The following is a 12,718-nucleotide window of genomic DNA, read 5'->3' as shown; positions in this document are numbered from 1 at the left end:
CATGAACGATCCAGTCGTTATCGTCGGCGCCGCGCGCACCCCGATGGGCGCCTTTCAGGGCGATTTTTCCAGCAAGACCGCCAGTGACCTGGGCGCGGTCGCGATCCAGGCCGCCGTGCAGCGCGCCGGCGTCGATCCTGCCGCCGTCGAACACGTCTACTTCGGCAACTGCCTGATGGCGGGCCAGGGCCAGGCCCCGGCGCGCCAGGCGCTGCTCAAGGCCGGCCTGCCGATGTCCACCGGCGCCGTGACGCTCTCCAAGATGTGCGGCTCGGCGATGCAGGCCGCCATCTTCGCGCACGACCAGCTGGTGGCCGGCAGCGCCGATGTCGTGGTTGCCGGCGGCATGGAATCGATGACCGGCGCGCCGTACCTGATTCCCAAGGCACGCGGCGGCTACCGCATCGGCCACGCGCCGATGTTCGACCACATGATGCTCGACGGCCTCGAAGACGCCTACTCGCGCAACGAAAAAACGGGCGAAGGCCGCTCGATGGGCACCTTCGCCGAAGAGTGCGTGGCCAGCTACGGCTTCACGCGCGAAGAGCAGGACAACTTTGCGATTGCCTCGGTCAAGCGCGCGCAGGCTGCCAGCACGGACGGCGGCTTCGACTGGGAAATCGCGCCCGTCACCGTCACCAGCCGCGCCGGCGAGACCGTCATCGACAAGGACGAAGGCCCGCTCAAGGCCAAGATCGACAAGATCCCGTCACTCAAACCCGCGTTCAAGAAGGATGGCACCGTCACCGCTGCGTCGTCGTCGTCGATCAACGACGGCGCCGCTGCCCTCGTGATGATGCGTGAGTCAACCGCCAAAGAACTGGGCCTGACGCCGATCGCGCGCGTGCTCGGTCACGCCACGCATGCGCAGGAACCGAACCTGTTTACCACCGCCCCGATCGGCGCGATGCAGAAGCTGTTCAAGAAAACCGGCTGGACGGCGGGCGACGTCGACCTGTACGAAATCAACGAAGCGTTTGCCGCCGTGCCGATGGCGGCGATGCGCGACCTGGCCATCCCGCACGAGAAGGTCAATGTGCACGGCGGCGCCTGCGCGCTGGGCCACCCGATCGGCGCGTCCGGTGCGCGCATCGTCGTCACGCTGCTCGGCGCGCTCAAGCGCACCGGCGGCAAGCGCGGTGTGGCGGCGTTGTGCATCGGCGGCGGCGAGGCCACGGCGATGGCGATCGAGCTGGTGTAAGCCCGCCCGCGATGCGCTGCAACGATGAACAAAGCATGCGACTATTGAAGGTCTTGTTCTACCAACCCTTCACAAGGAGCACCGCATGCCCACCGTTTTGATCGTCGGCGCCTCGCGCGGCATTGGCCATGAAATGGCCACCCAATATCGCCAGGATGGCTGGCGCGTCATTGCCACCGCACGCAAGCAGGAAGACTGCGATGGCCTCGTCGCGCTGGGCGCCGAAGCGCACCAGCTCGACGTGCTCGATGCCGCATCGATCGCCGCGCTGGCCTGGCGCCTGGACGACGAAAAGATCGACAGCGCCTGGCTGGTCGCCGGCGTGTATGGCCCGAGTCAGGGGAGCTTTCCGACCGGCCCCGAATTCGACACCGTCATGCACACCAATGTGCTCTCGGCGATGCGCCTGATTCCGGTGGTTGCGCCGTTGCTGGCCGACTCAAAAGGCAAGCTGGCAGTGCTGTCGTCGCGCATGGGCTCCATCGGCGAGCGCTCGGGCACCGACGGCACGTTGTACCGCGCCAGCAAGGCCGCACTGAATTCAGTGCTCAAGGACGCCTCGGTCACCTATGGCGCGCAAGGCGTGACCTGCATAGCCTTCCATCCGGGCTGGGTCCAGACCGACATGGGCGGCAGTGGCGCAGCGCTCACCGTGCACGATAGCGTGCGCGATCTGCGTGCCACGCTGGCCAGGGTGGACGCGGGCGCCAACGGCAGTTTCCTGAACCACGACGGCGAGCCGATCGCCTGGTAACACACAATAGCGAGACCCCATGATCCTGTCCGACGAACACCAGATGATCCGCGACGCCCTGCGCAGCTTTGCCCAGGAGCGTCTGGCCCCCAACGCTGCACGCTGGGACCGTGAGCACCACTTCCCCCGCGAAGAATTGCAGGAACTGGCGGCGCTGGGCGCCTTTGGCGTGGCGGTGCCGGAGCAGTATGGCGGCGCCGGCCTGGATTATGTGGCGCTCGCGCTGGTACTCGAAGAAATCGCGGCCGGTGATGGCGGCGTCTCGACCATCATCTCGGTCAACAACTGCCCCGTATGCAGCATCGCGATGATGTATGCGAGCGAAGCGCAGAAGCAGCAGTGGCTGCGGCCCCTGGCGCAGGGCGAGCTGCTGGGCGCATTCGCGCTGACCGAGCCGCACACCGGCAGCGACGCTGCCGCGCTGCGCACGACCGCCGTGCGCGATGGCGGGCATTACGTCATCAACGGCACCAAGCAGTTCATCACCAGCGGCAAGTACGGCGACGTGGCGATCGTCATGGCCGTCACCGACAAGGCGGCCGGCAAGAAGGGTATCAGCGCCTTCTGGGTGCCGACCAACACGCCTGGCTACATCGTGGCCGGCGTCGAACACAAGATGGGCCAGCACTCGTCGGACACGGCGCAGATCGTGTTCGACAATTGCCGCATTCCGCTGGAGAACCTCATCGGCGACGAAGGCATGGGCTACAAGATCGCGCTGTCGGGCCTGGAGGGTGGCCGTATAGGCATCGCGTCGCAGGCGGTCGGCATGGCGCGCGCCGCCTACGAGGCCGCGCTGGCGTATGCGAAGGACCGCGAGAGCTTCGGCAAGGCGATCTTCGAGCACCAGGCGGTGCAGTTCCGCCTGGCCGAGATGGCGATGAAGATCGAGGCCGCGCGCCAGCTGATCCTGCATGCGGCGTCGATGAAGGATGCCGGCCTGCCCTGCCTGAAGGAGGCCGCAATGGCCAAGCTGTTCGCGTCCGAAATGGCCGAGCGCGTGGTGTCCGATGCGATGCAGGTGTTCGGCGGCTACGGCTACGTGGCTGACTTCCCCGTCGAACGCATCTACCGCGATGTGCGCGTGTGCCAGATCTACGAAGGCACCAGCGACATCCAGAAGATCCTGATCGCCCGCGCATTGTGAACGGGCCGTTGACCCTGCAGGCGTTGGTGCCCGAACAGCTGCCGCAGCTGTTCATGTACCTGGACGACCAGCTGCAGGAAAACGGCCGCGGCGCCGTGCCGTTGTTCCAGCCCATCTCGCGCGGGCAGTCGCGCCTGCCACCCGACAAGGCGGCGTCGTTCGCCGCCAGTTTTACCGTGCCGTTCGGCCAGCCGCGCTGGCGCCGCATGTGGCTCGCGCTCGACGGCCGGGGCGAGATCGCCGGCCACATCGACCTGCGCGCGCGGCCCGAAGTCGCCGCCGCACACCGCGCGCTGCTGGGCATGGGCGTGCACCGCGATCACCGCGGTGCAGGACTGGGCCGCCAGCTGGTCGAGCACGCGCTGGCGTGGGCCAGTGTCACGCCGCCACTCGAATGGGTCGACCTGGATGTCCTGTCGGGCAATCTGGCAGCGCGCCGGCTGTACGAGCGCGCCGGGTTCGTCGTCACCGGCGAGGTGCATGACCTGTACCGGATCGATGGCGAGTCGCACGGCTCGGTGACGATGAGCCGGCGTCTTCGCTGACCGCCCTACGACACTGCCGCTTCGAGCAGCGTGATCGTCTGCGCATGTGTGTCGAGCGTTGCGCGCACACCCATGGGCAGCGTGAACTGGTTGCGGATATGCCCGATCGAATAGCCGCTCACTGCCGGAATCACCAGCGGATGCAGGTGCAATGCCAGCGTGCGCTCGAGCGTCAGTGACACCTCCTCGTGTTCCGGCCCGCAGTTCTGGCAAATCCCCACCACCAGCGCCGCCGCATTGGCAAAGCCTCCGGCCAGGTCGAGCTGCGTCATCCAGCGGTCGATCCGGTACGGCGCTTCGTTGACGTCTTCCAGGAACAGGATGCTGTTCTTGATATCGGCCGCATACGGCGTGCCGGCCAGCGCCGCGACCATCGACAGGTTGCCGCCCATGAGCGGGCCCGTGGCCACGCCATGCGTGAAGGTATGGATGCCGAAGTGCGGCTCCTGCGCGGCGCGTTCGGCGTTTTCAAGCGACATCGGAATCGTGTAGCGCGCCTGCGGTTCGGTCAGCACCGCCATCATGTGCTGCGTCGCATAGTCGGTCAGCGTCGATGAAGCCACCGGCCCATGGAACGTCACGAGGCCCGTCTGTTTAAGGATCGCCAGGTGCAGCGCCGTGATATCGGAATACCCGATCAGCACTTTCGGATTACGGCGGATCAGCGCGACATCCAGGCCCGAGAGCAGCGAGATGCAGCCCGAGCCACCGCGAATCGGCCAGATTGCCTTGACCTCGGGATCGGCGAACATCGCATGCAGGTCGGCCAGGCGCTGCTGGCTCGATCCTGCATAGTTGCCGAACACCTCGCGCAGATAGGCGCCGGGTTTGACTTTGAAACCCAGCGCCTCGATATTGCGCACGGCTTTCTCGATGGCGGCATCGTTGGTGTAGCCGCCCGGCGCAATCAGGCCGACGACGTCGCCCTGGCGCAGGCGTGGAGGTTTGATCAGCTTGTGCATGGGACGCGAAGGCACGCGCGCAGCGGCAGCGCCGGACGCGATAGTGGACATGGCAGCGGCGATGGCGCCAAAACTGCGGCGGTTGATCTTCATGCGCGGTAGGCAATCCTGAATGAAAAAGGCCCGGGCACAGCTGGGGTCAGGTCTGACATTCAGACACGACCTCAGCCTTAGCCACTTCCAATGGTGTCTTGCACAGTATTAGCTTGGCCCGGCTCCAGCCAGTGCCGACTACTCGATTGTCGAGCTCGTGTCCGAATGTCAGACCTGACCCCCGCTTTTTGGTCAGAAGAACTTGTAGGTGGCCATCATCGTGAACGAACGGCCGCGTGGGTCGGCTACACGCGGCTCCCAGCTGCTGCCGGCGCCCGTGTTGCTGTCGTAGGTGATCGCGAACGGTGGGTCTTCGTCCAGGATGTTCTTGATGCCGGCGGTGAGCGTCAGGTTCTTGAAGCCCGTGTAGTTTGCGGTCAGGTGGAAGATCGAGTAGTCGTCCACCTTGCTGTTGTACTCGGACGGCTTGATGCGGCCGCTGGCCACGCCCGGCAGCACCTGGTCGGTGTACCCGGAGCGGAAGATATTCTGCAGCATGCCGCTCCAGTTGCCGTACTTGTAGGTCACGTACGCGCTGTGCTTCCACTTCAGGCCCAGGTCGCCGGTGTACAGGAAGCGGCCGATTTCGCTCTCGCCGAATTCGGCGTTCTTCGTGGCGCGCGACTTCTTCTCGAGCAGGCGCGAACCGTCGATGCCGATGCCCCAGATCGAACCGGTGCTGAACTTGCCGGTCATGCGGGCGCCGACTTCGAGGCCGCGCGTGATGCGCTCGCCGGCGTTGAGCCAGCGCTGGTCAATGAATGCCAGGTTGCCGGCTTGGTCGCGAATGAACTGGTCCTGAAACAGGTTGTAGTTCGCGACCATCGTCACCGCGTTGAACGAGTCGATCGTGTTTTCCTTGCGGATTTCCCACAGGTCGGCATTGGCCGAGAAGCCGCCGGCCGGCTCGAACACGACGCCCAGGCTGGCCTGCTTGGCCGTTTCCGGACCCAGCGTGTTCTTGCCGCCGGTGAGAACGACCGGATTGACGGCCTGGCAACCGGCGACTGCGGTGTCGACACGGCCGCTCGGGCACGTGGCCGGATCGGCCAGGTCCTTGCCGACATACTGGCTCTCGGTTACGCCGTTGAACAGCTGATTGAACGACGGCGCGCGGAAGCCCTCGTTGTACGAACCGCGGAACATCAGTTGCGGGATCGGCTGGTAGCGGAACGAGACCTTCGGATTGGTCGTCGCGCCAAAGCCCGTGTAATCGTCGCGACGGATGGCGAAGGTCAGCTCCAGCGCCTGCGTGACCGGCACCAGCATCTCGGCATACACGGCCTTGATGTCGCGGCTCACCTTCGGCAACGCGTTGACGTCATCGAACGGCGCATTCAGGATCGCCGGACGCGCACTGACGGCGCGCAGGTCGCCATTGAACTTGTATTCTTCGCGGCGCAGGTCGGTACCGAGCGCCATCATCACGGCGCCGGCCGGCAGCTTGAAGATCTCGCCCGACAGCGCGGCGTCGAACTGGGTCAGCGTCGTTTTACCGCCGTACATGACGACACCGGCAGCCGAGGTGGCGCGAATCGCATCGATCGCGGCCTGGCTCTGGGTCTGGCCCGGCAGCAGGAACGGGTTGACGATGCCCGAGCCGAGCACATCGCGCAGCGCCACCGTGTAGTTGTAGCCGGTGCCCAGCAGCGATTCGGATTCGCTGTAGGCGCGCGACAGGCCGACGCGATAATCGTAGCGGTTGCCGAACAGGGTCAGTGGCCCATCGGCGCCCACCAGCACGCGGCTGGCCTTGGTCTCGGTGGTGATCTCGCGGTTGCCGCACTCCATGCAGCGCCAGCGGTACGCAATCGGCAAGCCGTAGTTGGCCGAGATCCCCGGGAAGGTCTTGACCAGTGCGTTGTAGACGTCGTTGTAAGCCGCGCCCGTGCTCGGGTAGAACGAGCTCGGACCGAAGGTCGACGCCGATGGCGAAATCTGGTTCGGCGAGAAGCGCTTGGAGACTTCGACGCGCGAGGCGACACCTTCGGCAAACAGCTCATGCTCACCGATGCGGAAGGTGGCGCGGCCCAGCGCATTGGTGTTCTTGACCGGCTGCTGCAGCACGGCGGCGCGGCCCGTATCCCAGGCGCAGCCATAGGCGGCGCCCGGCGTGTCCCACAGCTTTTCGTCGTACGCGCCCATGCCGTCGACGCTGTCGCACCCGGCGCCGCCCGGCAGGTCGAGCAGGCTGATGCCGTTGTAGGCGACGCTGCTGCCCGGCAGGGTCGGGCCGGTGCCGGTGCGCGAGAGCAGCGTTGGCGCCAGCGTCGTGGCGAAGATATTGCCGCTCGGCGTACCGCGCGTATCGACCGACACACCGCGGTTCGGCTGGAAGGTGTTGACGAAATCACGCTGGTTGCCGCGCAGCGCCTTGTTTTCGCTGTGCGACAGGGTCGCCAGCACGTTCCAGCCCTGCGTATCGAGGTCGCCCCAGCCGCCAGTGAGGCTGGCGCGGCCGATTTCGCCGCCACTCGCCTCGGCCACGTCGGTGAAGGCCTGTGCTTCCAGGCCCTTGTAGTTCTTGCGCAGGATAAAGTTGATCACGCCGCCGATGGCGTCGGTGCCGTATACGGCCGACGCGCCATCCTTGAGCACTTCGACGCGCTCGACCGCCGCCATAGGGATGGAATTCAGGTCGACCGCCGAGCCCTTCATGCCGTGCGTCGCGACGCGCCGGCCGTTGAGCAGCACCAGCGTCGAATCGGAACCCTGGCCGCGCAGGTTGGCGCTCGACGCGCCGTTGTTGCCGCGCTGGGCGCCCGACGTGACGTCAGCGTTCGAGGCCAGATTGTCCGAGCCATTGCCATTGATGTTCAGCGTAGCGATGAGTTGCTCGGCCGTCACGATGCCCTGGTCTTCGATCTGTTTGCGCGAAATGATTTCAACCGGCAGCGCGCCCTCCTTGGCGATACGCTTGATGCTCGAGCCGGTGATTTCCACCCGCTGCATCGACGTGTCGGTTTGCGCTTGCGCCACGAGCGGCATTGCAGCGGGGGCGACCGCTCCCATCAAGGCAATCAGCTGGGCCAGTTTCTTCAATTTCACGATGTTTCTCCTTGCGTTCCGGGGCGGTCTTCGGCCGGCGCACTGTATTGGACTGCACTGCGCCGACCTGCGTGTCGCATGCCAAATTAATTCTTGGCATTACGTTATGTTTTCAATTCAGAGTACGCTCACAATTTTGTGACAAGCCAATGAATTATCCGGAGGGGAGTATAACCAGCGGGAATATTTTCTTGCGGGAAAACTAACGGAATCTATCGCTTGCCCCTGACCAAGCGTGCCCTTTGCGCAACATCGATATCGAGGTAGCGCCAGTTCGTGAATTCGACGGGATGACGTTTGTAGTTTTTCAACCACGGATGCCGTAAATCACCCGATAAAACATGGGTCAACGGTACCCACGGGTTGTACGCATGGAGCAGCTGGTTCATCTCGAAATACAGTCTGTTTCGCTCTGCACCATCCTGCAGCAAGCGTGCTTTTTCATAGCGCATATTGTATTGAGGCAGGTTGAAGCGCGCGTAGTTGGCCCGCCCTGCATTGGGTCCATACAACAGCTGATAAAAGTTGTCGCCATCGGGGAAATCGGCGATCCAGTTACTCTCGAACATTTGCACCGTTCCGAGGCGCGAGGCCTTGATGATCTCGGTTTTCTTGTCGGACTTGAACACGACACGCACACCGATGGCATTCAGGCATTTTCGCCAGAGTTCGTCGCGCAGGCGCCCGCCCACGGTCGCTTCGCTGTGCATCGTCAAGGTCAGCGGCTTGCCATCGGGCGCGCGCCGAAAACCGTCCGGGTCGCGCCCGTTGTAGCCATGCCGGTCGAGCAAGGCATTGGCCAGCGCCGGGTCGTACGGCACCGGACTGCGGTAGCGCGGATCGTAGCCGCGCACATTCGGCGGCAGCGGCGACTCGGCCTTGATCGCAAACCCTTTCTTCAGTAGCGCAATGTCTTCGGCGCTGTTGTACGCCATCGAGATCGCACGCCGCAGTGCAATGCGGTCCTGGCTGTAGCCGCCCACGACCGGGTCGGTCATGTTCATCCACATATAGTAGGTCTGTAGCACCGGAAAACGCGACAGCACGATCCCGCGCGCGGCCAGGTCGGGTTTCAGGGCGCCGTCGTGCACGACCATCTCGGTCATCGATTCGGGGATCTGCTCCAGGTAATCGTAGTCGGCATTCAGAAAGCCCAGCATGCGGCCCTGGAATTCTTCGGCGATGCGCACCTCGACCCGGTCCACGCGCGGCAGGCGCTTGCCATTCAGTGCGGCGGCAATCGCCCGGTCCTCCGGGTCGTCGCCCGGCGTGGCTGCGAACACGGCGGTGGAGTCCGGATTGGCCAGCAGCACGATCCGATCGCTGCGTTTCCACTCCCCCAGCATGAACGGCCCGGTGCCGATCGGGTGATTGCCCGCCTGGCCCGGATAGGCTTCGATGACTTCGCGCGCCACCACGCTGCTGGCCGCCGTCGCCAGATAAAACAGGAAATTGTTGTCGGGCGCAGTCAGCTGGATGCGCAGCGTGTAGCGGTCCGGCGCCTGCAGGCCGGCCACCGGCACGTCCGGGCCGAAGCGCGCGCGCAGCGCGGCGTCGCCAGCGATCTTGCCTTCGAACATATACGCCCAGGGCGACTTGAGTGCCGGATCATATAAACGCTTGAGGCTGTAGACATAGTCGGCGGCCGTGACTTCGCGCTTGCGGCCCTTGAACGCAGGATCGGGCGTGAAATGGATGCCGGGGCGGATGCGGAAGGTATACGTCAGCCCGTCGCTGCTGACGGTTGGCATGGCGGTGGCCGTGTTGGGGCGCAGCGTGGCCGGACGCGCCAGGTAGTCGTAGCGCAGCAGCGGATCGAACAGGTTTTCCAGCAGCGACAGCGTGGCGTTGTCGGACGCCACGGCCGGGTCGAGTCCCGTCTCGCTGGTGGAGAGGAACATGTGCAGGACCTTGTCTTGTGCCTGGACGGCCGGGCATGGCAAAAACAATGACAGCGACAACAGCGCGGCAGCGGCGGAGCGAAATTTCATGACGGCAGATCCTTTGGAGCGTCCCATCGGGCGTGCCGTATCATAGGCGCGCTGCGCCCTGGCAAGCAACGCTCATAACTTTTGCGCATGGCGCGGCTGCATTCTTTCATCCACGCAGCTTGCCCTTGGCCCCTGGGCGCTGCACAATCGTCCGAACCCGGCGGCAACGCTTCGATCAGCACCGATCAGCACCCCTCAGCATTTACTGGTTATCGATGGCACTCAATTACATCTGGACAGGCTTCTTCCTCGTCGGCTTCCTCGCAGCAATGGCGCAGTGGCTCTTCCTTGGCGACACCGAAATCTTCAAGCGTATCATCGACGGCACCTTCGACTCGGCCAAGATGGCCGTGATGGACATCGCCTTGCCGCTGGCTGGCGTCATGACGTTCTGGCTCGGGATCATGAATGTCGGCGAAAAGGCCGGCGCCATCAACCTGTTCGCGCGCGTGATCGGCCCGTTCTTTTCGCGCATCTTCCCCGGCGTGCCGCGCAACCACCCGGCCAACGGCCACATGGTGATGAACTTCTCGGCCAATATGCTGGGCCTCGATAACGCGGCCACGCCGTTTGGCCTGAAGGCCATGGAAAGCCTGCAGTCGCTCAATCCGAACAAGGACGAAGCCACCGATGCGCAGCTGATGTTTTTGGTAATCCAGACCTCGGGCCTGACGATCATCCCGCTGGCCGTGATGGCCCAGCGCGCGGTGCTGGGCGCGGCCAACCCGGCCGACATCTTCATCCCGACGCTGATCGCGACCTACACCGCCACCATCTTCAGCATCATCATGGTCGGCCTGCGCCAGCGCATCAACCTGTTCGATCCGGTGATCTTCGCCTGGATCGGCGGCACTGCAGCGCTGATTGCGTCGATGGTCCTCTCCTTCACCTACTTCCTCGACAAGACGCAGATCCAGCTGGTGTCGTCGGTCGCCGCCAACCTGGTGCTGTTTGGCGTCATCGCCGCGTTCATGACCGGGGCGCTGCTCAAGAAGGTCAATGTGTTCGAGGCCTTCATCGAAGGCGCCAAGGGCGGCGTCGAAACGTCGATCAAGATCATCCCCTATCTGGTCGGGATGATCGTGGCGATCAGCGTGGTGCGCAACTCGGGCATCCTCGGCATGGTCACGAGCGGCTTTGCCTGGGTCTTTTCTGCGCTGGGCCTGCAGACCGATTTCGTCGGCGCGCTGCCGACCGCGCTCATGAAGTCGCTCTCGGGCAGCGGCGCGCGCGCCATGATGATCGATGCGATCAAGACCTATGGCGTGGACTCGTTCGTCGGCCGCCTGGCCAGCATCATGCAGGGCGCATCGGACACCACGTTCTACATCATCGCGCTGTATTTCGGCTCGGTCGGCATCCGCAAGACGCGTTACGCGGTCAGCTATGGCCTGCTGGCCGACCTGGTCGGCATCATCGCCGCGATCTTCGTGGCCTATCTCTTCTTCGGTTAAGGATTCACGCATGTTCAAACGCGCCACCCTCGTCCTGTCGCTGCTGTGCGCCACGTCGCTCGCCCAGGCCCAGCTACCGGCGCCGGTGGCGCAGCTGATGCAGCAAAGCGGCATCGCAGCAAGCGAGGTAGGCCTGCTCGTGCTGCGCGGCGACGCCGCCGTGCTGTCGCACCAGGCGGCGCTGCCGATGCAGCCGGCGTCGACGATCAAGCTGGTGACGACGCTGATCGGCCTCGAACGCCTTGGCCCCACGTTCCGCGGCCGCACCGAGCTGCGCACGACCGGGGATGTGAAAGACGGTGTGCTGCGCGGCAGCCTGTACGTCAAGGGCGGCGCCGACGCCGACCTGGACGGTGAGCATCTCGAGGCCATGCTGCGCGCGCTGCGCTATCAGGGCATCGAGCGCATCGAGGGCGACCTGGTGCTCGATCGCAGCCTGTTCCAGCCGGCCCGGCCGGACGTCGGCCTGCCGCCGTTCGACGAGTCGCCCGACGCGTATTACAACGTGATTCCCGACGCCCTCCTCCTCAACAAGAACATGCTGCAGCTGGACATGCGCGCGACCGGATCGACGCTGCAACTGCGCATGTACCCGGAACTCGAACGCGTGTCGGTCACGTCGGCGATGACGCTGGTCGAGCGCGATTGCGCGAAGTGGGAAGACGGCTGGCAGCTGCCCGAGACGCGCCGCGCGCCCGATGGCCGCATCGAGTTGGTCTTGCGCGGCACCTTCCCGAAGAACTGCAACCGCAGCTACAGCATCAATGTGCTCGACCGCGACGATTACGTCGGCCGCTTCGTGCGCCGCGCCTGGACCGATCTGGGCGGCACGCTCAGTGGCCGCACGATCACCGGCGCCACGCCGCTTGACGCACGCGTGCTGGCTGCGCACGCCGCACGCGCCTTGCCCGAACTGGTCCGCGACATCAACAAGACGTCCGACAACACGCTGGCGCGCCTGCTGTTTCTGAGCCTGGGCAGCCTGCAGGGCGATCCCGTCGACGGCAGCCTGGCGCTGCCGTCTGGCGAGGTCACCACCTTCGCGCGCGCCGATGCCGCGGTGCGCGACTGGCTGCGCGCGCAGCGCATCGACGACACCGGGTTCGTGATCGACAATGGCTCGGGCCTGTCGCGCATCGAGCGCATCAGCGCGCAGCAGATGGGCAGCCTGCTGCAGGCGGGCTTGAAGAGTCCATGGGCGCCCGAATTCCAGGCCAGCCTGCCGATCGGCGCGGTCGATGGCACCATGCGCCGGCGCCTGGCCGGCACGCCGGCCGCCGGGCGCGCGCGCCTGAAAACCGGCACGCTGCGCAACGTTACGGCAGTGGCCGGCTACGTGCCGGATGCGAACGGCAATCTGTGCGTGGTGGTGGCGATGGTCAACAGCGAACGGGCTGGCGACGGGCGCGGCCGCGCGGTGCTCGATGTGCTGGTCGACTGGGTGGCCCGCTCGGGTACGACGCAGGCAGCTGCAATGCAACGTTAAGCAAATTGTCACGGGATTGAACCGGGTTATCTTGCAA

9 protein-coding genes are annotated in these 12,718 nt (G+C 64.9%); 6 read left to right on the top strand and 3 right to left on the bottom strand.

What is annotated here, in order from left to right:
- Position 1: 1 nt before the first annotated feature.
- The 4 genes from AC56LH_RS21690 to AC56LH_RS21675 all read left to right on the top strand — a co-directional run bounded on the left by AC56LH_RS21690 (position 2) and on the right by AC56LH_RS21675 (position 3,647).
- Positions 2 to 1,201 carry an acetyl-CoA C-acyltransferase gene (locus tag AC56LH_RS21690; protein ID WP_499649578.1) on the top strand — a complete coding sequence of 400 codons (1,200 nt, stop codon included), beginning with the start codon at positions 2 to 4 and terminating at the stop codon, positions 1,199 to 1,201.
- 85 nt (positions 1,202 to 1,286) lie between these two features.
- Positions 1,287 to 1,955, top strand: coding sequence for an SDR family oxidoreductase (locus AC56LH_RS21685; protein ID WP_499649576.1), 669 nt, complete (start codon positions 1,287 to 1,289; stop codon positions 1,953 to 1,955).
- 19 nt (positions 1,956 to 1,974) lie between these two features.
- The gene (locus AC56LH_RS21680) at positions 1,975 to 3,102 is read left to right on the top strand and encodes an acyl-CoA dehydrogenase family protein (RefSeq protein ID WP_499649574.1); all 1,128 of its coding nucleotides are present in this window, start codon (positions 1,975 to 1,977) and stop codon (positions 3,100 to 3,102) included.
- On the top strand, positions 3,099 to 3,647 hold the full coding sequence (locus AC56LH_RS21675) for a GNAT family N-acetyltransferase (protein ID WP_499649572.1): 549 nt from the start codon (positions 3,099 to 3,101) through the stop codon (positions 3,645 to 3,647). The genes AC56LH_RS21680 and AC56LH_RS21675 overlap by 4 nt, the downstream gene beginning before the upstream one ends.
- A gap of 5 nt (positions 3,648 to 3,652) precedes the next feature.
- Here AC56LH_RS21675 and AC56LH_RS21670 read toward each other — a convergent pair whose 3' ends face one another.
- The 3 genes from AC56LH_RS21670 to AC56LH_RS21660 all read right to left on the bottom strand — a co-directional run bounded on the left by AC56LH_RS21670 (position 3,653) and on the right by AC56LH_RS21660 (position 9,741).
- Positions 3,653 to 4,702 carry a S66 peptidase family protein gene (locus AC56LH_RS21670; protein ID WP_499649570.1) on the bottom strand — a complete coding sequence of 350 codons (1,050 nt, stop codon included), beginning with the start codon at positions 4,700 to 4,702 and terminating at the stop codon, positions 3,653 to 3,655.
- Between the two features lie 192 nt (positions 4,703 to 4,894).
- Positions 4,895 to 7,750, bottom strand: a complete 2,856-nt coding sequence (locus AC56LH_RS21665; protein WP_499649569.1) for a TonB-dependent receptor domain-containing protein — start codon at positions 7,748 to 7,750, stop codon at positions 4,895 to 4,897.
- A gap of 212 nt (positions 7,751 to 7,962) precedes the next feature.
- Positions 7,963 to 9,741, bottom strand: a complete 1,779-nt coding sequence (locus AC56LH_RS21660) for an ABC transporter substrate-binding protein (RefSeq protein ID WP_499649567.1) — start codon at positions 9,739 to 9,741, stop codon at positions 7,963 to 7,965.
- 215 nt (positions 9,742 to 9,956) lie between these two features.
- On the opposite strand from AC56LH_RS21660, the gene AC56LH_RS21655 reads away from it, so the two are divergent.
- Complete coding sequence (locus AC56LH_RS21655) at positions 9,957 to 11,195, top strand: nucleoside recognition domain-containing protein (RefSeq protein ID WP_258836846.1); 1,239 nt, start codon at positions 9,957 to 9,959, stop codon at positions 11,193 to 11,195.
- A 10-nt stretch (positions 11,196 to 11,205) separates the two neighbouring features.
- On the top strand, positions 11,206 to 12,681 hold the full coding sequence (dacB, locus tag AC56LH_RS21650) for a D-alanyl-D-alanine carboxypeptidase/D-alanyl-D-alanine endopeptidase (protein ID WP_499649565.1): 1,476 nt from the start codon (positions 11,206 to 11,208) through the stop codon (positions 12,679 to 12,681).
- The last annotated feature ends 37 nt before the right edge of the window (positions 12,682 to 12,718 follow it).

Source organism: Telluria sp. LT1R51-2 (assembly GCF_059685775.1).
This window is presented reverse-complemented; position numbering and strand designations above follow the sequence as displayed.